Source organism: Streptomyces sp. NPDC046909 (assembly GCF_040644695.1).
Classification (GTDB): domain Bacteria; phylum Actinomycetota; class Actinomycetes; order Streptomycetales; family Streptomycetaceae; genus Streptomyces.
Window position 1 is genome coordinate 38,973 of the sequence record NZ_JBEYXC010000027.1, and the last position, 25,345, is coordinate 64,317.

22 protein-coding genes are annotated in these 25,345 nt (G+C 71.5%); 13 read left to right on the forward strand and 9 right to left on the reverse strand.

Features of this window, described 5'->3' with window-relative positions:
• Positions 1–2 precede the first annotated feature (2 nt).
• From ABZ928_RS49585 to ABZ928_RS49595, 3 genes are read right to left on the reverse strand one after another with little or no spacing between them, the layout of a single operon-like run.
• Positions 3–1,025 carry a transketolase C-terminal domain-containing protein gene (locus tag ABZ928_RS49585; RefSeq protein ID WP_361535644.1) on the reverse strand — a complete coding sequence of 341 codons (1,023 nt, stop codon included), beginning with the start codon at positions 1,023–1,025 and terminating at the stop codon, positions 3–5.
• A gap of 53 nt (positions 1,026–1,078) precedes the next feature.
• Positions 1,079–1,918, reverse strand: a complete 840-nt coding sequence (locus tag ABZ928_RS49590) for a transketolase (protein WP_361535647.1) — start codon at positions 1,916–1,918, stop codon at positions 1,079–1,081.
• Between the two features lie 24 nt (positions 1,919–1,942).
• Positions 1,943–2,674 (reverse strand): class I SAM-dependent methyltransferase, encoded by a 732-nt coding sequence (locus tag ABZ928_RS49595; RefSeq protein ID WP_361535650.1) that lies wholly within the window; start codon positions 2,672–2,674, stop codon positions 1,943–1,945.
• A gap of 348 nt (positions 2,675–3,022) precedes the next feature.
• Between ABZ928_RS49595 and ABZ928_RS49600 the strand changes: the two genes are divergently transcribed.
• Together ABZ928_RS49600 and ABZ928_RS49605 are read left to right on the forward strand one after the other, a co-directional pair.
• Positions 3,023–3,952, forward strand: a complete 930-nt coding sequence (locus ABZ928_RS49600; RefSeq protein WP_361535653.1) for a hypothetical protein — start codon at positions 3,023–3,025, stop codon at positions 3,950–3,952.
• Between the two features lie 53 nt (positions 3,953–4,005).
• The gene (locus ABZ928_RS49605; RefSeq protein ID WP_361535656.1) at positions 4,006–6,255 is read left to right on the forward strand and encodes a hypothetical protein; all 2,250 of its coding nucleotides are present in this window, start codon (positions 4,006–4,008) and stop codon (positions 6,253–6,255) included.
• Between the two features lie 13 nt (positions 6,256–6,268).
• Here ABZ928_RS49605 and ABZ928_RS49610 read toward each other — a convergent pair whose 3' ends face one another.
• Positions 6,269–8,194: a condensation domain-containing protein gene (locus tag ABZ928_RS49610; RefSeq protein WP_361535659.1), complete on the reverse strand. Its 1,926-nt coding sequence runs from the start codon at positions 8,192–8,194 to the stop codon at positions 6,269–6,271.
• 210 nt (positions 8,195–8,404) lie between these two features.
• Between ABZ928_RS49610 and ABZ928_RS49615 the strand changes: the two genes are divergently transcribed.
• From ABZ928_RS49615 to ABZ928_RS49630, 4 genes are all read left to right on the forward strand, one after another.
• Positions 8,405–10,207 carry an ABC transporter ATP-binding protein gene (locus ABZ928_RS49615; RefSeq protein WP_361535662.1) on the forward strand — a complete coding sequence of 601 codons (1,803 nt, stop codon included), beginning with the start codon at positions 8,405–8,407 and terminating at the stop codon, positions 10,205–10,207.
• Positions 10,204–12,006 carry an ABC transporter ATP-binding protein gene (locus ABZ928_RS49620; protein ID WP_361535665.1) on the forward strand — a complete coding sequence of 601 codons (1,803 nt, stop codon included), beginning with the start codon at positions 10,204–10,206 and terminating at the stop codon, positions 12,004–12,006. The genes ABZ928_RS49615 and ABZ928_RS49620 overlap by 4 nt, the downstream gene beginning before the upstream one ends.
• A gap of 21 nt (positions 12,007–12,027) precedes the next feature.
• A complete protein-coding gene (locus tag ABZ928_RS49625; RefSeq protein ID WP_361535668.1) occupies positions 12,028–12,954 on the forward strand; it encodes an LLM class F420-dependent oxidoreductase in 927 nt (308 codons plus the stop codon).
• Positions 12,955–13,186: 232 nt separating this feature from the next.
• Positions 13,187–14,230 carry a LuxR C-terminal-related transcriptional regulator gene (locus ABZ928_RS49630; RefSeq protein WP_361535671.1) on the forward strand — a complete coding sequence of 348 codons (1,044 nt, stop codon included), beginning with the start codon at positions 13,187–13,189 and terminating at the stop codon, positions 14,228–14,230.
• A gap of 3 nt (positions 14,231–14,233) precedes the next feature.
• Here ABZ928_RS49630 and ABZ928_RS49635 read toward each other — a convergent pair whose 3' ends face one another.
• Positions 14,234–14,884 (reverse strand): response regulator transcription factor, encoded by a 651-nt coding sequence (locus ABZ928_RS49635; protein WP_361535674.1) that lies wholly within the window; start codon positions 14,882–14,884, stop codon positions 14,234–14,236.
• On the reverse strand, positions 14,881–15,915 hold the full coding sequence (locus ABZ928_RS49640; RefSeq protein ID WP_361535677.1) for a sensor histidine kinase: 1,035 nt from the start codon (positions 15,913–15,915) through the stop codon (positions 14,881–14,883). The genes ABZ928_RS49635 and ABZ928_RS49640 overlap by 4 nt, the downstream gene beginning before the upstream one ends.
• A gap of 97 nt (positions 15,916–16,012) precedes the next feature.
• Between ABZ928_RS49640 and ABZ928_RS49645 the strand changes: the two genes are divergently transcribed.
• Both ABZ928_RS49645 and ABZ928_RS49650 read left to right on the forward strand, forming a co-directional pair.
• Entirely contained in the window at positions 16,013–16,498 is a 486-nt protein-coding gene (locus ABZ928_RS49645; RefSeq protein ID WP_361535680.1) for a TrkA C-terminal domain-containing protein, read from the forward strand.
• Positions 16,499–16,502: 4 nt separating this feature from the next.
• Positions 16,503–17,726: a cation:proton antiporter gene (locus ABZ928_RS49650; protein WP_361535683.1), complete on the forward strand. Its 1,224-nt coding sequence runs from the start codon at positions 16,503–16,505 to the stop codon at positions 17,724–17,726.
• Between the two features lie 245 nt (positions 17,727–17,971).
• Here ABZ928_RS49650 and ABZ928_RS49655 read toward each other — a convergent pair whose 3' ends face one another.
• Positions 17,972–18,379, reverse strand: a complete 408-nt coding sequence (locus ABZ928_RS49655; RefSeq protein WP_361535686.1) for a MazG nucleotide pyrophosphohydrolase domain-containing protein — start codon at positions 18,377–18,379, stop codon at positions 17,972–17,974.
• 111 nt (positions 18,380–18,490) lie between these two features.
• On the opposite strand from ABZ928_RS49655, the gene ABZ928_RS49660 reads away from it, so the two are divergent.
• A complete protein-coding gene (locus ABZ928_RS49660) occupies positions 18,491–19,477 on the forward strand; it encodes a TAXI family TRAP transporter solute-binding subunit (protein WP_361535689.1) in 987 nt (328 codons plus the stop codon).
• Here the strand turns inward: ABZ928_RS49660 and ABZ928_RS49665 are convergent.
• Both ABZ928_RS49665 and ABZ928_RS49670 read right to left on the reverse strand, forming a co-directional pair.
• On the reverse strand, positions 19,467–20,852 hold the full coding sequence (locus tag ABZ928_RS49665; RefSeq protein ID WP_361535692.1) for a HAMP domain-containing sensor histidine kinase: 1,386 nt from the start codon (positions 20,850–20,852) through the stop codon (positions 19,467–19,469). The genes ABZ928_RS49660 and ABZ928_RS49665 overlap by 11 nt on opposite strands.
• Before the next feature lie 9 nt (positions 20,853–20,861).
• Complete coding sequence (locus ABZ928_RS49670; protein ID WP_361535695.1) at positions 20,862–21,548, reverse strand: response regulator transcription factor; 687 nt, start codon at positions 21,546–21,548, stop codon at positions 20,862–20,864.
• A 313-nt stretch (positions 21,549–21,861) separates the two neighbouring features.
• On the opposite strand from ABZ928_RS49670, the gene ABZ928_RS49675 reads away from it, so the two are divergent.
• From ABZ928_RS49675 to ABZ928_RS49690, 4 genes are all read left to right on the forward strand, one after another.
• The gene (locus ABZ928_RS49675; RefSeq protein ID WP_361535698.1) at positions 21,862–22,638 is read left to right on the forward strand and encodes an amino acid ABC transporter ATP-binding protein; all 777 of its coding nucleotides are present in this window, start codon (positions 21,862–21,864) and stop codon (positions 22,636–22,638) included.
• Between the two features lie 85 nt (positions 22,639–22,723).
• A complete protein-coding gene (locus ABZ928_RS49680; RefSeq protein WP_361535701.1) occupies positions 22,724–23,569 on the forward strand; it encodes a glutamate ABC transporter substrate-binding protein in 846 nt (281 codons plus the stop codon).
• 97 nt (positions 23,570–23,666) lie between these two features.
• Positions 23,667–24,332 carry an amino acid ABC transporter permease gene (locus ABZ928_RS49685; RefSeq protein WP_361535704.1) on the forward strand — a complete coding sequence of 222 codons (666 nt, stop codon included), beginning with the start codon at positions 23,667–23,669 and terminating at the stop codon, positions 24,330–24,332.
• Positions 24,329–25,276: an amino acid ABC transporter permease gene (locus ABZ928_RS49690; RefSeq protein WP_361535707.1), complete on the forward strand. Its 948-nt coding sequence runs from the start codon at positions 24,329–24,331 to the stop codon at positions 25,274–25,276. The genes ABZ928_RS49685 and ABZ928_RS49690 overlap by 4 nt, the downstream gene beginning before the upstream one ends.
• Positions 25,277–25,345 lie beyond the last annotated feature (69 nt).

Genomic DNA, 25,345 nt, shown 5'->3' on the forward strand with positions numbered 1-25,345 from the left:
GGTTACTCCAGATCCCTGTCTGTGTCGAAAATGGCCCGGGTGACGGCCGAGGCGTCGATCCCGTGGCGGCGGAAGAGTTCGGCCCGGTCGCCCACGAGCGCCGGACGGCGGCCGTCGACGGCGAGCGCGGTGAAACGCCCGCGCCAGCGGCCGGCGAGCGCCAGGGCGGTACGGGCGGCCAGACCGCTGTGCGGAAGGTGCTCCTCCACCGTGATCACGGCGGAGACGGCGTCGGCGGCCCGTACGATCTCGGCCGCCGGGAAGGGCGCGAGCCCGGCCGGGGCCAGCACCCGGGTGGGGCGGCCGGCGGCGGTGGCCCCCTCGGCGGCGCGCACGGCCTCGGGCACGGTGGCGCCCATGGCCAGCACGAGCGTGCCGCCGTCCGGCGCGCCGAACTCCCGCGGCCGGTCGGACGAGAACGGCTCGTCGCCCCGGAACACGACCTCGTCCTCCCGCGCGCCCAGCCGTACATAGGCGGGTCCGGGGTGCCCGACGGCCTCCCGTACCGCCCACGCGGCGTCGTGCGCGTCCACCGGACTCAGTACGAGGTCCATCGGCATGGCCGCCATCGCGCCGAGGTCCTCGGGGGTGTGGTGGGTGGCGCCGAGCATGCCGTACGCCACTCCGCCGCCGACGCCGACGAACGTCACGTCGAGCCCGGCCCGGCACACATCGAGCCGGATCTGCTCGGCGGCCCGCCGGACCAGGAACGGGGCCATCGTGCCCACGAGCACCCGATGCCCGTCCCGGGCCAGACCCGAGGCGACACCGACCAGATTGGCCTCCGCGATGCCGACATCGATGAACCGCCGCGGGTGCCGCCGCGCGAAGGCGGCGCCCAGCGCGTGCCCGTCGGCCGCCATGACGACGAGCTCCGGGTGCCGGTCCCCCAGGTCGGCGAGGGCGTCGGCGACGGCGGGGCGCATGGAGAGACGAGGGGTCTCTCCTACGGCGGTTTCGTGTACGGCGGTTTCGTGTACGGCGGTGTCGTGTACGGCCGTGTCCCGTACGGCGGCTTCAGGCATGGCGCGTGCTCCGGTGGGGGTCGGATCGGTGCGGAACGCCCCGTGCCGTCGGCTCAGTCATCGCCCACCGCCCGGAGCGCCGTGGCGAGTTGCCCGGCGTCGAGTGAGCCGACGTGCCAGTCGGCATCGTGTTCCATGAACGGCACTCCTCGGCCTTTGACGGTGTGTGCGAGGACGACGGTGGGCCGGTCGGGCTCGGCGTCCGCCGTGTCGAGGGCGTCGGCGAGCGCCGCGAGGTCGTGGCCGTCGGCCTCGACGACGTGCCAGCCGAAGGACCGCCACTTCGCGTCGAGCGGGGAGAGGTCGAGGACGTCCGCCGTGGGGCCGTCCTGCTGCAACCCGTTGACGTCCACGACGGCGACGAGCCGCCCGAGTCCCCGGTGCGCGGCGAACATCGCGGCCTCCCAGACGGACCCCTCGTTCAGCTCGCCGTCCCCGAGGATCACGTACGTCCGGCGGTCGCGGCCGCCCAGGCGGGCGGCCTCCGCGAGGCCCGCGCCGATCGACAGGCCGTGGCCCAGCGCCCCCGTGGCGGCGTCCACCCCCGGCAGACCCTCCGGGGGATGCCCCGGCAGCCGCGCGGCGGTGTCGGCGCCGTCCGTGTCGAGGACACCGAGTTCGCCCAGGACGGCGTAGAGCGCCCATACGGCATGCCCCTTGCTGAGGATCAGCCGGTCGCGCCCGGGGTCGTCGACGGTGGCCGGGGTGAGGCCCGCGGCGCGGCAGACGGTCACGAGGACGTCCACCACCGACAGGGACGACCCGAGGTGCACCGCGCGGTCCGCCGCGAACCGCAGGATCCTGCGGCGGGCGGCGGCCGAGAGACGCGCCAAGTCCCGGTGCGGAAAGGCGGGTTCCCCGGTGCTGAGGGCGGGTGCGGTCGCGATGTCCATCACGTCACGTCACGTCTCGTCCGGTCAGGACGCGTCGCGCCGGAACACCGACACGACGTTGCCCGAGCGGGCGTTGAACGGTTCCCCGGCCCAGCCGCCGAAGCGCTCGACGAGACGCATGCCGGCGAGCCTGGCCATGAGGTCCATCTCGGACGGCCACACGTACCGCAGGAACGCCGGGAACAGCTCGACGCTGCCCTGCTTGAGATGGATGTGCTGCTCCAGGATCTGCTGGGTCGACGGGTCGTGCCGGTCCGCCTCGATGAGCACGTGGTCCAGGCCCATGTCGTGGACCTGGGTCCAGGAGTTGCGCCGGAACCGGGTGGGGTCGGGCATGAACGCCTCGACGACGAAGTGCCCGCCGGGCTTCAGCGCCGCGGCCGCGGAGACGAAGCAGGAAAGCTGTTCCTCCTGGCTCTGGAGCGCGTAGATCGTGTTGAGCACCAGAAAGGCGAGGGAAAACTCCTGGTCGACGGTGAAGTTCGAGATGTCGGCCTTGGTGACGGGAATGTTCTCGCCACCCTCCTTCTCCCGGAGTTTGCCGATCATTTCGTCGGAGGAGTCCAGCCCGTGCACCTCGACCCCGCGCTCGACGAGCGGTACGGCGATGCGCCCGGTACCGATCGCGAGTTCCAGCGCGGGCCCGCCTTCGGCCAGTTTGGCGAGGAAGTCCACGGCCTGGTGGGGCCCCGGCCAGGGCAGCCCGTCATAGATCTCCGACCAGCGGCTTCCGTATGTCTGTGCGTCCCAGGCCATTTTTCAGTCCCCCCAGCTCGTGTCGTCCTCAAGTTTTTCTGGAATGCGACTCGAAAGGCACATGAATACGTCGTCCTCGTTTTCGTGCGGGAGAGCTTCCGGCGATTGATCGAACCCGAGAACCGTGACATGTCGACAGCAGCGGGAGCCATGACACAGAAGCCCGGAATAACTGTCAGTCCTGAATGCACCAGGGGGCCAGAACCGGACATACGGGGAAATGTATTTTGTCTTGCCGCCGATATCGCCGTGCCACCGTTGCGCGGGGACAAATCCCTGTTCCACGATGAGCGCCCCGTCCCGACCGCCCTTCTCGTCCACCGGAGGTCTCGGCCTGTGTTCCGTACGATGACCGATGCCGCCCTCGCCGAACTGCGCGCGTGCTCCGCCGCGCCGGAGGACCTCACGCACTGGGAGAACCGCCATCTGGGCCGGCGCTCGCTCCTGGGCCGCGCCACACAGGAGTTGACCGAGGCGCTGGCCCAACGCCGGGCGCAGGCGGCCCGGTCGGAGCCCGCTCGCCGCCCCCTGGACCCGACCCACCTGCCCGAATCCCGGCCGCCCGGCGGACGGCACCCGGTCGGCCTCCTCCTGGACGAGGCGCTGCGCCACTTCGCGGAGTCCGGCTTCTCCTTGCGCGAGTCACCCCAACTGGAGGACCGGGCGCACAGTTTCGACCTGCTCGGCGTCGCACCGGACCACCCCACACGCAGCCCCGCGCACACCTTCTACGCCGAAGGGGGCGTGGTCCTGCGCGGCCACACCACCGCCTCCGTGCTGCGCGTCCTCGCCGCGCACCGCACCGAACTGCCGCTGCGCTTCGTCGTGGCCGGTCCGTGCCATCGCAACACCGTTCCGGGCCCCCGATTCGTCACCCAGTTCCACCAGTTGGAGGCGGTGGCGGTCGGTCCCGGGGTCCGGATGAGCGACCTCAAGGGGATGGCGGCGGGCTTCGTCGAGGACATCCTCGGCCCGGACGCCGACCCCCGGCTGCGCTTCCGCTCGTTCCCGTACGTGTCCCCGGGCCTCGCCGTGGACGTGGCGTGCCGGCCCTGCCGTACGACGGGCTGCGACCTGTGCCGGGGCAGCGGCCGGCTGGAGATCATGGGCGGCGGCCTGCTCGCCCCGGCCGTGCTGCGGGCCGCGCGCTGCCCGGACGAGGTCCGTGGTGTCGCCCTCGCCGTCTCCCTGGAGCGCGTCCTGGCCGTCCGGCACGCCCTCGGCGACATCCGCCACTTCCTGAGCAACGACCCGCGTCTGCTGGCCCAGTTCGACTGACGAGTCCGACTGACGGGTCCGACTGAAGAGTTCGACCGACGAGGAGCGCTCCGATGCGTGTGCCACTGTCCTGGCTGAACGAGTTCCTCCCCCGCCCCCTCTCGGCGCGCGAGGCCGATGACGTGCTCGGCGAGGCGGGCATCGCCGTGACCGTGATCGACGCGCCGGGGCGGCTCGGGCCGCGGGTGGTGGCGGGGCGGGTGCGCACCGCCGACGACACCGAGCCACTCGTCGACCTCCCGACACCGGAACGGGTCTCCCTGCCGGAGGGCGCGGGGCCGTGCCCGCCGCCGGGTGCCGTGGTGGCGGTGGCGTTGCCGGGCAGCCGCTTGTTCGCACCACGCCGGCCAGGCGCGGACGGCAGTCGGTACGGCCTCCTCACCGTGCCTCCCGGCAGACGGGACGGGGACCCCGTGGGCCGCGTCTGCTCCCCGGCGGAACTGGGCACGGGCCCAGGTCGCGAGGCCTGTGTGCTGCCTCCCGGCACCGTGCCGGGGACCCCGGTGTCGGCCGTGCTGCCGGAGACGGGAGGCGAGGTGGCGGGGGTCGCCGGGGAGATCCTGCGTCTGACCGTGCCCGACACGCTGGTCCACTGCACCGGCCTCTGGGGGCTCGCCCATGAGATCGCTTCGCGTGACGAGACACCGGACGGGTCCTCCGTACCCCACGACCTGGCGGATCCGTCCGGTCCCCTCACCCTTTCCGTGGCCCGCGCCGACTGGACCGTCTCCGCCGTCGCGGTGGTCGTACCCGACGGGCCGGCCGGGCCCCTCCCCGGTGCACTGCTCGCGCGCATGACACTGGCCGGTATCCCCGCCTCGGGCACCACCACCGACGCCCTGAGCATCGCCGCGTACGAGTACGGCACCCGCCTGACCGCCCTCCCCGTACCGGGCCCCGGCCCGATCCACGTGACGGTCGGCGAGGGAACCCCGCCCCCGGGCACGGCCCCCGGCGTCCGCTGGCCCGCCGACCTGCCCGTACGACTGGACCCCGCGCCGCCGGACCACGGCACCGGCCGGCGTCTCCTCGTGCTCGCCGCCTCCCCCTCGGTACTCGACACGGACGCCACCCGCTGCACGGAGGCGGCCCGACGCGCGGCACGCCTGCTGTCCGGCACCGAGGACGTCCCCGGCGTCCGCACGGTCGAGGGCCCCGCCGGTGAACGGCACCGCATCGCCCTCGACGTCGCCGAGGCGCGCGCGGCGCTGGGCGCCGACCTCACCCCCGCCTCCTGCACCGCCCTGCTCGCTCGCATCGGCGCGCGCGCCTCGCGGACAGCGGCCGGGACACTCGACGTACGCCTCCCTCCGTCCCGTACCGATCTCCGCACGCAGGCCGATGTCATCGCCGAACTGATGCGACTCCACGGCTACCGTGCCCTGCCCGCCACCTCCCCCACGGATCCCGCGCCCCCGCACCGCGACGCCCGGCAGGCCCGAGTCCGCGCGCTCCGGGACGCCATGGCCGTACGGGGTTTCCAGGAGGTCCTGACTCCGCTGGTACTGGATCCCGGTGCCGGTCCCGCCCCGTGGCGCGAGCCCGCGGTCCATCTGGAGCAGAACGGTGAGCGGCTCGGCAGGCCTCTTCGGCGCAGTCTCGTGCCGGGGCTGGTGGCGGTGGCGGGCACCGTACCGCGGCACGCCCCGCGCTGTGCGGTCTTCGAGACGGGGACCGTGGTCCGTCCGGAGCAGGCGGGCCGGGCTCCCGGCGGGGAGGGGAACGCGTTCGCGGCGCTGCGCGCGCTGCCGGCCGACGCCGGACAGGCGGAGCACACCTTGGGGGAGCTCGGTGCCTGCGTACGCGCCGCTGTACAGGCGGCGGGTGTCACCCGGTTCGCCCTGCGCCCCGCCGACCTCCCCGGGTTCCGCCCCGGTTCGGGCGCGCTGATCCTGGCCGACGGAGTGGAGGCGGGCGGCATCGGCCTCCTCTGCGAAGCCGTCCACCACGAACTGGCGGTCGCCGAGATCGACCTGTCCCTGCTCCTGCAACTGCCGCGCACCCACCGGACCTTGTCCGCGCCGTCCCGCCACCCGGCCGTCGAACTCGACGTGAATCTGCTCGTGCCGGACGAGGTACCGGCCGGTGAGCTGCCTCGATCGCTGTCCGCCGGTTCCCCGTTGGTCCGCTCGGCCCGCGTGTCCGATGTCTACCGGGGCCGTGGCGTCCCGCCGGGCCACCGCGCGATCACCGTCACGCTGGGCTTCGCGTCCCCGTGGCGGACCTTGACCCGCGGCGAGGCGACCAGCGCCTGCGAAGAGGCCGTGGCCGCCCTGGAACCGCTCGGAGTGCGACGCCGCTGACGGGCCCGCCGGCTCAGTGCCGCCGGCTCATCTTCCCCGCGACCCTCCGCAGTGAGGCCATCCCGATGAAGTCCCCCAGCTCCAGCCCCTCATAACCGGATACAGCCAGCCGTTCCAGCATCGCGGGCACGAGCAGGAACCGCCCGTAAGCCTCCGCGTACGTCTGTGTCATCGCCGCCGGCCGCCCCGGATGAAGCGCGGTGAACGCCTCCAGCAACGCCTCCTCCGCCGCCCCCACCGGAGTGTCGAGACCGTCGTCCGGCTCCCCGGTGCCCCGCCCCGTCACCGCCTGCTCGTCCCACCCCCCGGCATCGGCCGCATCCACCGGCGCGCCGGAGTGCACGACGAACTCGTGCGGCACGACGGTCGCCGGATGATGCGCGACCACGTCCCGCATGTGCTCGTACAGATCGGCGGGGGTGAGCCCGGACGCCGGATCAGCGCATGCGTGCGCGACCAACCGCCCGCCCCGCTCCCCCCGTTCGTGCTCCGCGAAGACCCCCGCCCCGGTCACGTGAGGATGCTCCAGAAGCAGTCCGGCGACCTGGTCGAGGTCCACCCACGCGTCCCGTACGGCCACCCACCGCGCCCCGTCCCACGGCCGCGGCAGCTCCACGAGCCGTGCCAGCTCGGACGGCCTCGGGTCCTCCTCCGCGAGCACGGCGTCGACCAGCGCGGACAGCTGACGGCAGAAGGCGCGGGCCGCGGGCGGCGGCAACAGCACGTCAGGGCACCGGAGGATCAACCGAAGCGCGCCGTCGGCCAACGAGACATCGAGGCGGACGTTGGGCGTGCGGTAGTCGATCGTGGTCTGTGTGATCTCCGGGTCCCGCTCAGCGGCGGCTTCTCCCACCGGGGCGCCCACAGCGGTGTTGTGGAACTCGAAGATCGCCGACGTGCTGATCCGGGCGCCGATCCGGGCGGAGGCGCGGGCCTCGGCCATGACCAGTTCGCCGACGTCGAAGACGCCGTTGCTGTACGCCGTCATCAGTCCGGTGCGCAGCCGTCGGAGCACGGCCGAGAAGGCGGGATCCTCGCGGAGGTCGGCGACGAGCCGCATCTCCGTGGCGTAGCGGCCGACGCCGCCCATGAGTTCCGGTGCGGTGCGGTTGGCGGACACCACGCCGAGCGCGCAGGTCGGGCGGCGTGTCCAGCCGGTCAGCATGATGACCGTGAGCGCGTGGAGCAGGGTGGGCAGGGTGGTCCGGTACTTGCGGGTGGCGGCGGCGCAGCGCTCGCCCAGGTCGCGGGAGCGGAGCACGGTCTGGACGCAGGCCCCGTCGACGGGCGCCTGCTGCCAGTGCAGGGACCTGTTCCACCGGAACGGCAGCCCGGCGTGCGGTCCTTCGGCCAGGGACTCCTCCCAGTGCCGCAGCGCCCGCGCGGCCGCCGCGCCCCGCGCCCCGCCGGTCTCGACGAGCGCCTGGTCGACGGGCTGGCCGGGCGCCGCACCCAACTCCGCCTCCCGCCCCTCGACTTCGGCCGTGAGAAGTTCCTGAAGCTCCTCGCAGAGCACCCCGAGTGAGGTGCCGTCGGCGGCCATCGCCACCAACTGCACGGTGAGGCCGCTGACTTGCCCCTCCGCATCGGTGTGGATCAGCGCGCGCAACGGGAACCCGTCGAACGCCGGACCGGTGAGCGCCGCGTCCGGAACCGCCTCACCGGGGCCGATGAGGACGAGGTCGGGTTCGACCGTGGCATGCACGAGCTGCTCGGGCAGTCCCGCCTCCGACGGCCGTATCACCGTGCGCAACGCCTCGTGCCGGTCGGCGAGTCGGATCAGCGCCCGCCTGACCATGCGGGACGAGACCCCCTCGGGAACACCGACGTCGAAACGCGCCGGAGGCAGTGCGTCGTGCTTCTTCGCGAACAGGGTGTCGAGCAACCAGACCCAGTGCCGAGCACCGCCGAGCGGCCCTTTCCTTACGGGTCGTTCCACGAGAACCACCTTTTCGTTCGGAAATCCGTGGCGACAATGATGGCACCGGCCTCGATCGCGCCCGCCCGGCTCGGACCTCGATGACCGACTTGACCACCTGTCATGTAGTGGAAATGTCCACTACTTCACGGCCGGCGCCGTGGCAGTCCGTCGAACTCCCCTCCTACGGTGGGACGGTGGCTGCCGACATCGGTCGACCGAGGAGGGTCAGTGGTCAGGAGCACCCGCCGCACCTCGCTCTCCTGGCAGGGCATACGACTGCTGGGCACGGCGGTACGACGTGAACCCCGGGCCTTCACCTACGCGTTGACCGGCAGCGCCGTGTACGCCGGAGCCACCGTGGCCTCGGCCTGGGCGCTCGGCTGGGGGACGGACCGGGTCGTCATACCCGAGTACCGCGACGACGGCAGTGCCGACAAGGCGGCGCTTCTTTCCGTGTGCCTGGTGATCCTGGGCATAACACTCTGCAAAGCCCTGGGTTTTGTCGCGCGCGAGTATTTCTCCGCCGTGCTGCGCTATCGAATGCAGGCGCATTACCAGCGTCAACTGAGCCGCCGTTACGCGCGACTTCCGCTTTCCTGGCATCAGGGCCGTTCCACCGGGGAGTTGCTCTCGACGATCAACGCCGATGTCGAGACGGCGTGGCAGGGCGTGGGCATGCTCCCCATGGCCTCCAGCGCCGTACTGATGGTGGCCGTGGGGCTCGCGGACATGCTGTGGGTGGATCCCGCGCTGGCCGGGGTCGGGGTGGTGCTCTTCGGGTCGATCGTGGGTTTCAGCCTCGTCTACGAACGGCACGCGGGGCCCCTGGTGGCCCGCGGGCAGAATCTGCGCGGCGAGGTCAGCGCGGTCGCGCACGAGAGCTTCGACGGTGCGCTGGTGGTCAAGACGCTGGGCCGTGAGGACAGCGAGGCCCGCCGGTTCGCGGAGGTGTCGGGGCGGTTGCGCGAGGCGAACATCGCCGCCGGGCGGATCCGTTCGCTGTTCGACCCGGTCATGGAGGCGCTGCCCAGCCTCGGCATGCTGGCGATGCTCGTCCTCGGCTGTGTCCGGCTGTCCGCCGGGAGCGTCGAGGCCGGAGATGTGGTGCAACTGGCGTACCTGATCTCGGTGTTGTCCTTCCCCCTGGTCTCCATCGGCTGGATCATGGGCGAGTTCCCGGCCAACGCGGTCGCGGACGCCCGCGTCGACGCCGTCCTGTCGGCCGTCGACTCCATGCCGTACGGCGACCGCGCGCGCACCGCCGCCGGACCGGCGGAACTCGCCCTGACCGGCGTGGAGTTCACCTACGAGGGAGCCCCCGCCCCCGCCCTGCGGGACACCGGGCTCCGGATCCCCGCGGGCCGGACCGTGGCCCTGGTCGGCTCCACCGGCTCCGGCAAGTCCACGCTGGCGATGCTCGCCGCCCGGCTCCTCGACCCCACGCACGGCACGGTCCGGCTGGACGGGACCGACGTACGGGAGTACCGGCGCGGGGAAGTCGCCGGGCGGGTGGCCTACGTGCCGCAGCAGACGTTCCTGTTCCAGGACACCGTGCGGGCCAATCTGACCCCGGACGCGGCCGTGGACGACGAGGAACTGTGGTCCGCGCTGCGGCTGGTGCGGGCCGAGTCCTTCGTCAAGGCGCTGCCCGGCGGCCTGGACGAGCCGCTCGGCGAACGCGGCGCCACGCTCTCGGGCGGCCAGCGCCAGCGACTCGCCCTGGCCCGCGCGCTGCTGCGGCGCCCCGGGCTGCTGATCCTGGACGACGCCACCTCCGCGATGGACCCCCGGGTGGAGGAGGCCGTACTCGGCGGCCTCGGGGAGGCCCGCCTCCCCGCGACCGTCCTCGTCGTCGCGAACCGTCTCGCGGGCATCGAACTCGCCGACGAGGTCGTCTACTTGCGCGACGGAGCCGTCGAGGCCCGCGGTGACCATCCGACGCTCCTGGCGACCTGCCCTGGGTACCGGGAGCTGATCACCGCGTACCAGCGGGAGGACGCGGAGCCCGCTGAGGAAGGCAGGGCCGCATGACCCCCGACCCCGGTATCCCCGAGCCCGCTTCAGGCGCCTGGACGGTGATCCGCCGCGGCGTGGCCCTCTCCCCCGAGTTCCTCCGCGGCTTCCCCCTGACCCTCCTCCTCGCTCTGGTGGCCATGGCCGGCCGGGTCGTGGTCCCCGTGACCGTCCAACAGGCCATCGACCGGGGCATCACCGGCCCCCAGGGCCCGGAACCCGGCACCGTGGCCCGTCTCGCCCTCCTCGCCGCGGTCGCGGTCGCCCTCACCGCCGCCGCTGCCTACGGAGTCAGCGTGCGCCTCTACCGCAGCAGCGAGGCGGGCCTCGCGGAATCCCGGGTCAGGGTGTTCCGGCACATCCATGAACTCTCCCTGGTCAACCAGCAGTCGGAGCAGCGCGGCGCCCTCGTCTCTCGCGTGACGTCGGACGTGGACACCGTGACGGCGTTCCTCCAGTACCGGGGTCTCCGGCTGGTCGTCAGCATCGCCCAGGTCGTCCTGACGACGGCCGTGATGGCGTTCTACTCCTGGCGGTTGACACTCCTCGTGTGGCTGTTCTTCCTGCCGCTGATCGTGTTCCTGCGCCGGTCCCAGGGCCTGCTGGCGGAGCGGTTCGGCGCCGTCCGGGACCGGGTCGCCACGCTGCTCGGGCTCACCTCGGAGTCCCTGGTGGGCGCCGCGGCGGTACGCGCGTACGGCATGGAGGAACGGGTGATCTCCCGCGCCGACGCGGCCGTCACCGGCATCCGGCACGCTCAACTGCGCGGTCAGCGGCTGGCGACCGGCACGCTCGCGGTGGCCGAGCTGGTCCCGGGCCTGGTGAACGCGGGGATCGTGGCGGCGGGCGTGGCGCTGATCGGGCGCGGGGACATGTCGGTGGGCGAACTGGTCGCCGTACTGTTCCTGGCCGCGCTCTTCGTGGCCCCCGTGCAGATGGGCGTGGCCACGCTCAGCGAGGCGCAGCGGGCGGTGGCGGGCTGGCGCCGGATGCTCGGCGTCCTCGACGTCCGCCCCGAGGTGGCCGACCCCGGTCCGCACGGCCTCGTACCGCCCAGGGGCCCGGCCGAGATCCGCCTGGAGCACGTCGGCTTCGCCTACGCGGAGGGCACCCCGGTGCTGCACGACGTCGACCTGACGATCCCGGCCGGCACCCGGGTCGCCGTCGTGGGCGAGACCGGTTCGGGCAAGACCACCTTCGCCAAGCTGGTGACCCGGCTGATGGATCCCGGCAGCGGACGCGTCCTGATCGGGGGCGTCCCCCTGGAGCACATCGGCTTCGCGGCGCTGCGCCGCTCGGTGGTGATGGTGCCGCAGGACGGCTTCCTCTTCGACACGACCATCGCCGAGAACGTCCGGCACGGCGCCCCCGGCCTCGACGACCCGGCCGTCGAACGCGCCTTCGCGGAACTGGGACTCGACGACTGGCTCGGCACCCTGTCCGCGGGCGTCCGCACCCCGGTCGGCCAGCGCGGCGAGGCGCTCTCGGCGGGCGAGCGGCAGCTCGTGGCCCTGGTCCGCGCCCATGTGGCCCGCCCGGACGTCCTGGTCCTGGACGAGGCCACCTCGGCGGTCGACCCGGCCACGGAGGTGCGGATCCGGCGCGCCATGGGCACCGTGACCGACGGCCGCACCTCCGTCTTCATCGCCCACCGGCTCGCCACGGCGGAGGCCGCGGACGAGGTGATCGTCTTCGACCGGGGCCGCGTCGTCGAACGCGGACCGCACCACGAACTGGCCGCACGGGACGGCGTGTACGCCGCCCTGCACGCCTCCTGGACCGCGGGCACGGCTCCCGCGTCCGTCCCCCGCCCCTGACCTACGGAAGGAAGCGGATCGATGGATCTGCGCATCTTCGTGGAGCCCCAGCAGGGGGCCACGTACGACGATCAGCTCGCGATCGCCCGGGTCGCCGAGGACCTGGGCTACGACGGCTTCTTCCGCTCCGACCACTATCTGGCGGTCGGCGCGGTGGACGGCCGCCCGGGCCCCACGGACTCCTGGCTGACCCTGGCCGGACTCGCCCGCGAGACCCGCTCCCTGCGGCTGGGCACCCTCATGTCGGCGGCCACCTTCCGGCTGCCGGGCCCACTGGCGATCCAGGTGGCCCAGGTCGACGAGATGTCCGGGGGCCGGGTGGAACTCGGCCTGGGCACCGGCTGGTACGAGGACGAGCACCGGGCGTACGGCATCCCGTTCCCGGCCCGGCGCTTCGATCTGCTGGAAGAGCAACTGGACGTCGTCACGGGCATCTGGGGCACCCCCGAGAGCGAGCGCTTCGAGCACGCGGGCCCGCACTACCGGCTCACCGACTGCCCGGCCCTCCCCCGGCCCCGGCAGCGGCCCAGGCCTCCGATCATCGTCGGCGGCCGGGGCCCGAGGCGTACGCCCGCGATCGCGGCCCGGTACGCGGACGAGTACAACATCGGATTCGTCCGGCCCGACCAGGCCGAGCGGCAGTACAAGCTGGTCCGCGAGGCGTGCGAGGCCGAGGGCCGCGACCCGGCCGGGCTGACCTGCTCAGTCGCCCTGGTGACCTGCTGCGGCACCAGCGACGCCGAGGTGGCGGAGCGGGCGCGCCGGATCGACCGGGGCGTGGCCGAGCTGCGGGCCACCGGTCTCGGCGGCTCCCCGGAGGAGGTGGTGGACAAGATCGGCCGGTACGCGGAGGCCGGCGCCCGGCGGATCTACCTCCAGATCCTGGACATGCGGGACTGGGACCACCTGGAGCTGATCGCCCATCAGGTCAAGTCGAGGCTGACCTGAGAGCTCCAGCCTCGCTCGAAGTCCGCTGCACGCCCGCCGGAGGCCGCGGAACCCCGGATACCGCCCGCGACCAGCGCACCGACCACCCCCTGTGCACGCCCTGTGCGGAAAGCGCTTTCCGCGCCCCCTTGTCCGCTCCACGACCGCCGCTTACCGTTTTCGGCCGAACAGATGGCTGAACGCTGTTCGACATCCCGGACGAGATGTCGGACGTCTATCCGACGGGGGCCGTGTGAATCACGACGACGCCGTACCCGAACTCGACGAGCTGGCCGTGGCCGTCTACCGGGAGATCCTGAAGGACGGCCGCTACGACGACGAGGACTGCGCCAAAGCACAGGACGTCCCGGTGGAACAGGTGCGCGGCGCGTCCGCCCTGCTGGAGTCGCTGAAGGTGATCGAGCCGGTCGCCGGCCGCGAGGGCGAGTGGCGCGCCGTCCATCCCGAGCTGGCCGCCGGGAACGCGATCGCGACGATGGAGACGCACAGCAGACGCCTCGCGGCCCGCGCGGAGCGGCTGCGCGCCCAGATCCGGCTCCTCACCCCGGTCTACACCCACGGCCGGCACCCCGACGAGGGCCCGGCCGTGGAGACGGTCATAGATCCGGACACCGTTCACGAACTCATCGCCTCCGAGGCCGAGAAGTGCACCGAGGAGGTCCTGAGCCTGCAACCCGGCGGCGGCCGCCCGGTCCCCCGGCTCGCCCAGGCCCAGGCCCGCGACCTGGCCCTGCTCCGCCGAGGCGTCCGGCTGCGCAGCGTCTACCAGCACGCGTCCCGCTACGACCTCCCCACCGCGGGCTACGTGGACACGCTCAGCGCCATCGGCGGCGAGTTCCGCACGGTGGAGGAACTCCCGGACCGCATGCTCGTCTTCGACCGCAGGACCTGCTTCCTGCCGATCCGCCCCACCGCCGACGACCGCCCGGAGGACGATCCGATCCCGCCCGGCGGACAGGCGGCCGCCGTCATCCGGCAGCCCTCGGTCGTCGCGTTCCTGGTCGGCATGTTCTCGATCATCTGGGACCAGGCCCAGCCCTTCGAACCCAGCACACCGCAGCCCGAACACATCTCCGAGCAGGTCAAGCTGGCCATCCTGCGGATCATGGCCACGGGCGCGAAGGACGAGGTCGTCGCCCGCCGCCTCGGCTTCTCCGTACGCACCTGCCGCCGCCACATCTCCGACCTCATGCAGTCCCTGGGCGCGGACAGCCGCTTCCAGGCGGGCGTGGTCGCCCAGAGCCTGGGCCTGGTCAACTCCCGTACGGAGCCCTGACCCTCACGGTTCGATCAGCCCCGCCCGTATCGCGTACCGCGTCAGTTCCAGCCGGTCCCGCATCCCCAGCTTCTGCAACAGGTTGGCCCGGTGCCGTTCCACCGTCTTCGCGCTGATGAAGAGCAACTCGCCGATCTCCTTGGAGGTGTGTCCCTCGGCGACGAGCTTGAGGATCTCCTCCTCCCGCTCGGTGACGGCCCGCTCGGGCAGGGCGTCACCGCGGTGGAGGCGGTCCAGGTAGGAGCGGACGAGGGTGCGCTCGGCGCCCGGGTAGACGAACGGCCGGTCCCGCACGGCCGCGCGGCACGCCTCGACCAGGTCGCGGTCGGCGACGGACTTGAGGACATAACCGCTGGCCCCGGCCTTGAGCGCCTCGAAGAAGTACTGCTCGTTGTCGTACATCGTCAGGATGAGGATGCGCAGACCGGGCAGCCGCCGGGAGAGCTCACGGGCCGCCTGAAGCCCGGTCATCCGGGGCATGGCGATGTCCAGCACCGCCAGATCGACCTCACACGCGCGTGCCAGCTCGACGGCCTCCGCCCCGTCCCCGGCCTCGGCGACGACCGTCAGATCGTCCTCGCCGTCCAGAATGAGCCGCACTCCACGTCGTACGAGGGTGTGGTCGTCGGCGAGCAGAACGCGGGTCGGCGTCATCGCGGGGCTCCCACCCGCAGCCGTACGTCCGTGCCCCCGCCCGGCGCCCCCACGACCGTGAGCCGCGCCCCTATCAGCAGCGCCCGCTCCCGCATACCGCGTATCCCGGCGCCTTCCGGCGCGCCGCCGACCCCCTTGCCGTTGTCCCGGACGAGCAGCTCGACCCCGTCCCCGACCTGCTCCAGGCGCACCTCGGCGTGGTCGGCGGCGGCGTGCCGGGCGGTGTTGGTGAGGCCCTCCTGGGCCACCCGGTAGAGCACGAGTTCCGACTCCTCGGTCAGGGGCGGGAGTCCGCCGGGGACGTGGTGGCGCACGGTCAGCCCGTGCGCGCTGAACTCGCCCGCGAGCGAGCGCAGGGCGCTGGACAGCCCGAGTTCCTCCAGGACACCGGGGCGCAGCCGGCGGGCGATGAACCGGATCTCGTCGAGCCCCGCGCGCGTGGCCTCCTGCGCCTGCGCCACCTCCTCGCGCAGCCCGTCGGGGGCCCGGTCGGCGACCCTCTTGAGCTGGAGAAGGACCGCCGTCAGGGTCTGCCCGACCTCGTCGTGCAGCTCGCGCGCGATCCGGTGGCGCTCACGCTCCTGCGCGGACAGCGCACGGGCGGCCCCGGCGGCCCGCTCGGCCTCCAGCCGGTCGAGCATCGTGTTGTACGTCGTGATGAGCTCGGCCGCCTCGGCGGGACCGGCGACGTCCGCGCGGGCGCCGGGGCGCAGCAGATCGGCGGTGGCCATGGCACGGCCGAGCCGCTTGAGCGGGGCGAGGCCGATCCGCAGGACCGCCGCGTTGGCGAGCAGGAGCAGGGCGAGGCCCACGAGCACGACGAGCGCCTCGGCCCGCCTGATCGGGGTGGACACGGTGACCGGGCCGATCAGCAGCGCGGCGGCCACGACCAGGCCCGCGGCGTTGAGCGAGAAGATCCGCCAGAACAGCGACACGTGCCTGTTCCCGCCTTCCTCGCCCTTCTCGTACCGCCTGTCGCCGCTCAGCCTCGCCGCCCGCCGCCGGTCGCGTATATCCGTGCCAACACCCATATCGCCACCGTACGGGCCGATGGCAGCATGCGGACTCGGCGCCGTGATCACTGGACGGCCGCCGGCCCGACCGACGCGACCACCGAGGGGAAGAAACGTGTCCGCACCGCGCCTGAGGGCGACGCCGCTGCCGGGGATCGGGGTCCAGTACGACCTCGTGACCCGGGAACACCGCCATCTGTCCGTGGTGGCGCACCGCGACGGCGGCCGCACGGTGAGCGTGTACCGGGCCGACGACCCCGACTCCTGCGCGCAGTCGCTGCGGCTCACCGGCGCGGAGGCGGGTGCGCTCATCGACGCGCTGAAGCCCTCCCACCACAGCGCGAGCCTGCTCTACACGACGGCCCTGGGGCTGGTCGCGGAGCGCATCGAGGTCTCCGCGACCTCGTACTGGAACGGCCGGCTGCTGGGCGACACCCGTATGCGCACGGAGACGGGAACGTCGATCGTGGCGGTGCTGCGCCGGGCGGCGGCCATCCCCTCCCCGGCACCGGACTTCCGTCTCGTGGGCGGGGACACGCTGATCGTCGTCGGCACGCGCGAGGGCGTCGACGCGGCCGCGGCGATACTCGGGCGGGAGTGAACGGGTGCACTCCGCGGTCCTGCTGATCGAGTTCGGTTCCATCATCCTGGCCCTGGGTCTGCTGGGCAGGTTCGCGGCCCGTTTCCGGCTCTCGCCCATCCCCCTCTACCTGCTCGCCGGTCTCGCCTTCGGGGAGGGCGGGCTGCTGCCGCTGGGCGCGAGCGAGGAGTTCATCGCGACGGGCGCCGAGATCGGCGTCATCCTGCTCCTGCTGATGCTCGGCCTGGAGTACTCGGCGGGCGATCTGGTCACCAACCTCAAGGCGCACTATCCGTCCGGCCTGGTCGACTGCGCCCTCAACGCCCTGCCGGGCGCGGCGGCGGCCCTGCTGCTGGGCTGGGGTCCGGTGGCGGCGGTGGTCCTGGCGGGCGTCACCTGGATCTCCTCGTCCGGCGTCATCGCGAAGGTGCTGGGTGATCTGGGCCGGGTCGGCAACCGCGAGACCCCGGTGATCCTCAGCGTGCTGGTCCTGGAGGACCTGGCGATGGCGGTGTACCTGCCGATCGTCACCGCGCTGGTCGCCGGGGCCGGGCTGCTGGCCGGGAGCGTGACGCTGGCGATCGCGCTGGGCGCGGCGGGCCTGGTGCTGTTCGTGGCCGTCCGCTACGGCCGTCTGATCTCCCGTTTCGTGTCGAGCGACGACCCGGAGAAGCTGCTCCTTGTGGTCCTCGGCCTGACGATCCTGGTCGCGGGTGTGGCCCAGCAGCTCCAGGTGTCGGCCGCGGTGGGCGCCTTCCTCGTCGGCATCGCGCTGTCCGGGGAGGTCGCGGAGGGAGCCCACACCCTGCTGAGCCCGCTGCGCGATCTCTTCGCCGCGGTCTTCTTCGTCTTCTTCGGCCTCCACACCGACCCGGCGAGCATCCCGCCGGTCCTGCTCCCCGCCCTTGCCCTGGCCCTGGTCACGGCGGCGACGAAGATCGCCACCGGCTACTGGGCCGCCCGCCGCGCCGGAATCTCCACCAAGGGCCGCTGGCGCACGGGCGGCGCGCTGGTGGCCCGCGGCGAGTTCTCCATCGTCATCGCCGGTCTCGCCGTCACCGCCGGCATCGAACCGTCCCTGGGCCCCCTCGCCACGGCCTACGTCCTGATCCTGGTCGTCCTCGGCCCTCTAACGGCCCGCTACACCGAGCCACTGGCGTCCTGGTGGACCCGGCGTTCCGGGGCGCCCCGGGGCGACGCACCGACGGTGCCGGAGACGTCGGTCGCGGAGGCGTCGGTGGCGGACTGAGGAGCGCTAAGCGCTTCGCTGGATGTGCGGCGACGTGTCGGCGTTCGTCTGCGGCGCCGTCGTGGCTGGTCGCGCCCACGCGGCGAAGCCGCACATCGATACAGTCCCGCGCCCCTTAGCGGCGCTGCCGTACCGCAGCCGACTTCACCGGGTCCGCTTAGGGCGCTCGGGCAACTCCCCTCCGGCGCGCCCCCTCCCTCGGAGCGCCAGGCAACGCCCTCCCGCGCCCCCTCACCCGAGGAGCGTCAGGCAACCCCCTCCGGCGCCCACCCCTGCCGCCGCAGCACCCCCGACACATCCGGCGCCTCATAGTGCTCCCCCTTGAGCACCTTGCCGTCGGCCCGGCGGGCGACACGGCCGTCCGGCCCCAGCTTGGTCATGTTGGAGCGGTGGATCTCGGCGAGCACCGCGTCGAGGTCGATGCCGTGGACGAGGGCCGTGCCGTAGGCGACGTAGACCACGTCGGCGAGCTCGTGCGCGAGCCGGTCGAGCGGCCCCTCGACCGCCACCTCGGCGACCTCCGCGGCCTCCTCGGCGAGCAGCTCGCCCCGGTGGGCGGCCAGCTCCGGTGACACCTCGGTCGGCGTTCTGCGGGCGTCGAGCCCGAAGGCGAGGTGGAATTCACGGACCAGGTCGGCGGGCGATGAGCTCATACGGCGACTCTATCGACCACCACTGACAGCCCCACGGGGTCCGTGGACACCCCCCCGCCCCTGTGACCCTCACCCTGGCCACCACCCCCTCCGCCTGGCAGGATCACGCGCATGTCCAAGCTCTTCCCCCGTATGACCAGGAGCCGCGCGCTGCAAGGTGCCGCCGCCGGTTTCGTGGTCTTCGGGCTGCTGCTGTGGTGGCTGCTGCCGGGCGAGGAGCCGCCGGGCGGGTCGATCGTGTTCAGCACGGGCTCGCGCGGCGGGGTCTACGAGGAGTACGGCAAGGACCTGAGCGACGAGTTCGCCAAGGACATGCCCGACCTCAAGGTGGACCTGGAGACCAGCGACGGCTCGCAGGACAACGTCGCGCGCGTGGCGTCCGGTGAGGCGGACTTCGCCATCGCGGCGGCCGACGCGGTGGAGTCGTTCGCGATCGACCACCCGAAGGAGGCCGCCCGGCTGCGCGGTGTCGCACGCCTGTACGACGACTACGTACAGCTCGTCGTCCCGCGGAACTCCGCCATCAACACCGTGGCCGACCTGAAGGGCAAGCGGGTCGCCATAGGGCTCAAGACATCGGGGGTGCGGCTGATCGCCACCCGGGTGCTCGAAGCGGAGGGCATCGACCCGGACAAGGACATCACCCCGTTCTCGTACGGCATCAAGGACGTCAACCAGCTCGGCCGCACGATCGACGCGTTCTTCTGGTCCGGCGGGCTGCCGACGAACGGGCTGAAGACGCTCGCCGAGACGTCCTCCTTCAAGTTCATCCCGATCAAGGCCGACTTCGTCGCCAAGCTGCACACCGAGAGCGCCGCCAACCGCTACTACCGGCCCACCAACATCCCGGAGTCGGCCTACGACGGCCAGGACGCGTACACCGTGCCGACCATCGCCGTGTCCAACCTGCTGATCACCCGCAAGGACCTGGACCCCCGGCTCACCGAGTGGCTGACCCGGACCGTGATCCGCAGCCGGGACGACATCGGCGCCAAGGTGCACTCCGCCCAGCTGGTCGACCTGCGCACGGCGATCTACACCTCCCCGCTGCAACTGCACGAGGGCGCCCAGCGCTACTACCGCTCGGTCAAGCCATAGCGGCGGCGCTGCGCGGCACCGTCACCGTCACCTTCAGACCGTGCGGCTCGTGATGGCCGTACGAGATCGAACCGCCGCCCGCGTGCAGCAGGGTGCGCGAGATGGACAGGCCGAGGCCCGAGCCCTTGATGTTCTGGTGGCGGTTGCTGCGCCAGAAGCGGTCGCCGATGCGGGCGAGTTCCTCGTCGGTGAGACCGGGTCCCGCGTCGGTGACGACGACGGTCACCGTCTCGCCGTCGGCGGCGACCGTCACCCCGACCTGCTCGCCCTCAGGCGTGAACTTGACCGCGTTGTCGATGACCGCGTCCAGCGCGCTGGACAGGGTGACCGGGTCGGCCCAGCCGGTGGTCGGCGGGCAGTCGGCGAGCAGCCGTACCCCCTTGGCCTCGGCGGTCGGCGCCCAGGCGGCGACGCGCTCGGCGGCCAGCGCGCCGATGTCGGTGACGCGCAGGTCGGCCTCGGTGTGCTCGGCGAGGGCGAGGTCGAGGAGGTCGTCGAGGACCTGGGCGAGCCGCTTGCCCTCCGTCTGGACGGAGGCGATCTCCTTGTTGCCCTCGGGGAGTTCGAAGGCGAGCAGCTCGATGCGGAGCAGGAGCGCGGCGAGCGGGTTGCGCAACTGGTGCGAGGCGTCGGCGACGAAGGCGCGCTGCTGTTCGAGCACGTCTTCGACGTTGTCCGCCATCTCGTTGAACGACCGTGCCAGGCGCTGGAGTTCCGGCGGTCCGCCCGCGGCCGCGACCCGGGACTTGAGGCGGCCGCTGGCGATCGCGTGCGTGGTGGTGTCGAGGACCCGGACCGGTCTGAGCACCCATCCGGTCAGCCGCAGGGCCGCTCCGACGGCCACCAGCATCGCGGCCGTCAGGCCCGCGCCGATGACCAGCCAGCCGTGCAGGATCCGCGAACGCATCTCCCCCGTGGGCGAGTCGGTGACGACGACCGCGACGACGTCACCGTCCCGGATGACCGGGGACGCGACCACGATCCGCCCCCGCTGCCAGGGAAAGACCTGCGACGGGTCCTCGCTGCGCCGGCTGAGCAGCGCCTCCTCGAACGCGTCCCGCAGTTCGCCCGTCTCGGGGACGAACAGGTTGGCCGGGGCGTTGGCCATGATGCTGGTGTTCTGGTAGAAGACGCCGACGCGGATCCGGTAGACCTCGTAGTAGCTGTCGAGTTCGCTCTGGAGCGTCTTCTGGCGTTCGTCGCCCTGCTTGGTGACGTACTGGGCGAGCGCCGCGAAGTGCGCGGTGTCGTCGATCCGGTCGACGACCACCTTCTGCTGCTGGGCCGAGGCCACGCCGACGGCGAGCGGGACGCCCAGCGCCAGCAGCACGGCCGCCATCAGCACGATGAGCAGCGGGAGGAGTCGTGTGCGCACCCGGGCCCGCTAGGCGGCCGGGGCGACGAGCCGGTACCCGACGCCGCGTACGGTCTCGATGAGGGCCGGCATGCGCAACTTGGCGCGCAGGGAGGCGACATGGACCTCCAGTGTGCGTCCGGTCCCCTCCCAGCTGGTGCGCCACACCTCGCTGATGATCTGCTCCCGGCGGAAGACCACTCCGGGGCGCTGGGCGAGCAGGGCGAGCAGGTCGAACTCCTTGCGGGTCAGCTGCACGACCGTGCCGTCCACGGTGACCTGACGGGTCGGCAGCTCGATCCGGACCGGTCCGAGAGTCAGCGCGGTCTCGGCGTCCGCGGCGGCGTCCTCGTGGACGGTACGGCGGCTGACGGCGTGGATGCGGGCGAGCAGTTCGCCGGTGTCGTACGGCTTGACCACGTAGTCGTCGGCGCCGAGGTTGAGGCCGTGGATGCGGGAGCGTACGTCGGAGCGGGCGGTGACCATGATCACCGGGGTGCTGGTGCGTTTGCGGATCTTGCCGCAGACCTCGTATCCGTCCTGGTCCGGCAGGCCCAGGTCGAGGAGGACGACTCCGAAGCCGGCGCCTTCCGGGACCAGTGCCTGGAGGGCTTCCTCGCCACTGCGTGCGTGGGTGACGTCGAAACCGTGCCGGGCCAGAACCGCGGACAGGGCGGCGGCGACGTGATTGTCGTCCTCCACGAGGAGCAGTCTCATCCGGGCCTCCTTCGGTTCATCGGCCGTACGATCTAAATAGGTACAAAAGTACGTTCTGGGTGTGTACAAAAACGTGTGCACGCGCGCGCGTGCACGTTGTGAAGTCACGCTGATGGAAGAGGACGGCGTCAAGTGGGTTCCGGTTGCGCGCCGCTTCCGTTACCCGGCCGATATGCGCCCTGCTCACAACTGCTACGACACGTGTCCGATTGCTATCGGATCGTGATGCTCAGATTCCCCTCAAAGGTAGAGACGCAGGTCGCATGGGGTCACTACTGTCCTCCGAAACCGAGGAGGACGGAGCCCGATAGCGATGACCGAAGTATCGGTGGCCAAGGAAGACGTGGCCGCGACCGGCGAACTGGTCGTCCTGAAGAGCGTCAACAAGCACTTCGGCGCGTTGCATGTTCTCCAGGACATCGATCTCACGATCGCCCGCGGCGAGGTCGTCGTGGTCATCGGACCCTCCGGGTCCGGCAAGTCCACCCTGTGCCGCACCATCAACCGCCTGGAGACGATCGACGACGGCACGATCACCATCGACGGCAAGCCGCTCCCCGCGGAGGGCAAGGCGCTCGCCAAGCTGCGCGCCGACGTCGGGATGGTCTTCCAGTCCTTCAACCTCTTCGCGCACAAGACCGTGCTCGAGAACGTGATGCTCGGCCAGATCAAGGTCCGCAAGGCGGACAAGAAGACGGCCGAGGAGAAGGCTCGCGCCCTGCTCGACCGGGTCGGCGTGGGCAGTCAGGCGGACAAGTACCCCGCCCAGCTCTCCGGCGGCCAGCAGCAGCGCGTCGCCATCGCCCGCGCCCTGGCGATGGACCCCAAGGTCATGCTCTTCGACGAGCCCACCTCGGCGCTCGACCCCGAGATGATCAACGAGGTCCTGGAGGTCATGCAGCAGCTCGCCCGCGACGGCATGACCATGATCGTCGTCACCCATGAAATGGGGTTCGCCCGTTCGGCCGCGAACCGGGTGGTGTTCATGGCGGACGGCCGCATCGTCGAGGAGGCTGTGCCGGACCAGTTCTTCAGCGCCCCGCGCAGCGACCGCGCGAAGGACTTCCTCTCCAAGATCCTGCACCACTGACCGCGCCTCAGATCCGCGTCACCCGCGCCACCCTCGTCACCCGCCTCGACGGCTCGCATCTCTCATCACACAAAGGATGTTCACCATGAAGCTCCGCAAGGTCACCGCCGCGGCCGCCGCTGCGCTGGTCCTCTCCCTGACCGCGACCGCGTGCGGCGGGGACGACAACGACAGCGACACGGGTTCGGGCTCCAGCGGCGGCGGCAAGATCAAGGTCGGCATCAAGTTCGACCAGCCGGGTCTCGGCCTCAAGAAGCCCGACGGTTCCTTCTCCGGCTTCGACGTGGACGTGGCGACGTACGTGGCCAAGCAGCTCGGCTACGACGCCGACAAGATCGAGTTCGTCGAGACCAAGAGCGCCGACCGTGAGAACGCGCTGGCCCGTGGTGACGTGAAGTTCATCGCCGCCACCTACTCGATCAACGACGAGCGCAAGCAGAAGGTCGACTTCGCCGGCCCCTACCTGCTGGCCCACCAGGACCTGCTGGTCAAGTCGGACTCGGACATCTCCGAGGCGACCGACCTCAACGGCAAGAACCTCTGCTCGGTCACCGGCTCCACCTCGGCGCAGAACGTCAAGGACAAGCTGGCCCCGAAGGCCAACCTCAAGCAGGTCAGCGGCTACTCCGAGTGCATCGCCGCCCTCCAGAGCGGTGCCGTGGACGCGGTCACCACGGACGACTCGATCCTCGCGGGCTTCGCCTCGCAGTCGCAGTACAAGGGCAAGTTCAAGCTCGCCGGCCTCAAGCTGAGCAACGAGAACTACGGCATCGGTGTGAAGAAGGGCGACACCGCGACCGTCGACAAGATCAACAAGGCGCTGGAGAAGATGGTCAGCGACGGCTCGTGGGACAAGGCCGTCAAGGACAACTTCGGCCCGGCGAACTACAAGAACGAGCCCGCCCCGAAGATCGGCGCGATCGTCCAGTAACACCGGAATCCTCTGGCGCGCCGCCGCCCGCCGCGATCAGGGCGGCGGCGCGCCGCGCCCCTCCACGTACCCCAGACACCCGGAAGCGCGGGAGATCGTGTTCGACTTTCTTGATGGTTACGACGTCCTAGGGGCGTTCTGGATGACGGTGAAGCTCACCGCCCTCTCCGCCCTCGGCTCCCTGATCTGGGGCACCCTGCTGGCCGCGATGCGGGTCAGCCCGGTCCCGCTGATGCGCGGGTTCGGCACCGCGTACGTGAACATCGTCCGGAACATCCCGCTGACGGTGATCATCGTCTTCAACTCGCTCGGTCTCGCCGACATCTTCGGCGTGACGATGGGCTCCAAGGACTTCGACATCCAGGGCTTCCGCCTGGCGGTCCTCGGCTTCGTCGCCTACACCGCGGCCTTCGTCTGCGAGGCGATCCGCTCCGGCATCAACACCGTGCCCGTCGGACAGGCCGAGGCGGCCCGCGCGATCGGGCTGAACTTCAGCCAGGTGCTGCGGCTCATCGTGCTGCCGCAGGCCTTCCGCGCGGTCATCGGCCCGCTGGCCAACGTACTGATCGCCCTCACCAAGAACACCACCGTGGCGGCCGCGATCGGTGTGGCCGAGGCCGCCGCCCTGATGAAGACCATGATCGAGAACGAGGCCCAGACGCTCGCCATCGGCGCCGTCTTCGCCTTCGGATTCGTGGTCCTGACCCTGCCGACCGGCCTCTTCCTCGGATGGCTGAGCAAGCGACTGGCGGTGAAGCGATGAGCTCCGTTCTGTACGACACCCCGGGACCCCGCGCGAAGCGGCGCAACATCCTGATCTCGGTGGTCTTCTTCCTGCTGCTGGCCCTGATGCTGTGGTTCGTCTGGCAGAAGATGGACGACAAGAACCAGCTGGAATGGGCCCTCTGGGAGCCGTTCACCACCGAGCAGGCCTGGACGACGTATCTGCTGCCGGGACTCGGTGACACCCTCAAGGCGGCGGCGATCTCGATGGTGATCGCCCTCCCGCTGGGCGCGGTCTTCGGCATCGCCCGGCTCTCCGACCACCGCTGGGTGCGCGGTGCAGCCGGCACGGTCGTCGAGTTCTTCCGGGCCATCCCGGTGCTGCTGCTGATGCTGTTCGCCAACGAGTTCTACGTCCGCTCCACGGACGTCACCAGCGAGCAGCGGCCCCTGTACGCCGTCGTCACCGGCCTGGTGCTCTACAACGCGTCCGTCCTCGCCGAGGTCGTCCGGGCCGGCATCCTGGCGCTGCCCAGGGGCCAGACGGAGGCGGCGTACGCCATCGGTCTGCGCAAGGGCCAGACGATGTCCAGCATCCTGCTGCCGCAGGCCGTCACCGCGATGCTGCCGGCCATCGTGAGCCAGCTCGTCGTCATCGTGAAGGACACCGCGCTGGGCGGCGTGATGCTCGGCTTCACCGAGCTGCTGAACTCCCGCCAGACGCTGGCCGCCAACTACGCCAACGTCATCCCCAGCTTCATCGTCGTCGGGATCATCTTCATCATCGTCAACTTCATCCTGACCAGCTTCGCGAGCTGGCTGGAGCAGCGACTGCGGCGCAGCAAGAGGAGCACGGGCGCGGTTCTCGGCGCCGAGGACATGGAGGAGCTCAACCCGGCCGCGGTCGGCGGCACCTTCGGGACCGGCGCCGAAGGTGGCGGCCTTCCGGGCACCGGCACCTATACCGACCGTAAAAAGCTATAGCTGACGATCAGTCAAACAGCATTCACCGTACGGAGGCAGTGGCATGATCGCCACTGCCTCCGTCACTTG

What these genes read in the sequence shown, in the direction of transcription:
- ABZ928_RS49585 (WP_361535644.1), bottom strand. Translation starts at nt 1,025, where the DNA reads ATGCCTGAAGCCGCCGTACGGGACACGGCCGTACACGACACCGCCGTA.
- ABZ928_RS49590 (WP_361535647.1), bottom strand. Translation starts at nt 1,918, where the DNA reads ATGGACATCGCGACCGCACCCGCCCTCAGCACCGGGGAACCCGCCTTT.
- ABZ928_RS49595 (WP_361535650.1), bottom strand. Translation starts at nt 2,674, where the DNA reads ATGGCCTGGGACGCACAGACATACGGAAGCCGCTGGTCGGAGATCTAT.
- ABZ928_RS49600 (WP_361535653.1), top strand. Translation starts at nt 3,023, where the DNA reads ATGACCGATGCCGCCCTCGCCGAACTGCGCGCGTGCTCCGCCGCGCCG.
- ABZ928_RS49605 (WP_361535656.1), top strand. Translation starts at nt 4,006, where the DNA reads ATGCGTGTGCCACTGTCCTGGCTGAACGAGTTCCTCCCCCGCCCCCTC.
- ABZ928_RS49620 (WP_361535665.1), top strand. Translation starts at nt 10,204, where the DNA reads ATGACCCCCGACCCCGGTATCCCCGAGCCCGCTTCAGGCGCCTGGACG.
- ABZ928_RS49625 (WP_361535668.1), top strand. Translation starts at nt 12,028, where the DNA reads ATGGATCTGCGCATCTTCGTGGAGCCCCAGCAGGGGGCCACGTACGAC.
- ABZ928_RS49635 (WP_361535674.1), bottom strand. Translation starts at nt 14,884, where the DNA reads ATGACGCCGACCCGCGTTCTGCTCGCCGACGACCACACCCTCGTACGA.
- ABZ928_RS49640 (WP_361535677.1), bottom strand. Translation starts at nt 15,915, where the DNA reads ATGGGTGTTGGCACGGATATACGCGACCGGCGGCGGGCGGCGAGGCTG.
- ABZ928_RS49655 (WP_361535686.1), bottom strand. Translation starts at nt 18,379, where the DNA reads ATGAGCTCATCGCCCGCCGACCTGGTCCGTGAATTCCACCTCGCCTTC.
- ABZ928_RS49660 (WP_361535689.1), top strand. Translation starts at nt 18,491, where the DNA reads ATGTCCAAGCTCTTCCCCCGTATGACCAGGAGCCGCGCGCTGCAAGGT.
- ABZ928_RS49670 (WP_361535695.1), bottom strand. Translation starts at nt 21,548, where the DNA reads ATGAGACTGCTCCTCGTGGAGGACGACAATCACGTCGCCGCCGCCCTG.
- ABZ928_RS49675 (WP_361535698.1), top strand. Translation starts at nt 21,862, where the DNA reads ATGACCGAAGTATCGGTGGCCAAGGAAGACGTGGCCGCGACCGGCGAA.
- ABZ928_RS49680 (WP_361535701.1), top strand. Translation starts at nt 22,724, where the DNA reads ATGAAGCTCCGCAAGGTCACCGCCGCGGCCGCCGCTGCGCTGGTCCTC.
- ABZ928_RS49690 (WP_361535707.1), top strand. Translation starts at nt 24,329, where the DNA reads ATGAGCTCCGTTCTGTACGACACCCCGGGACCCCGCGCGAAGCGGCGC.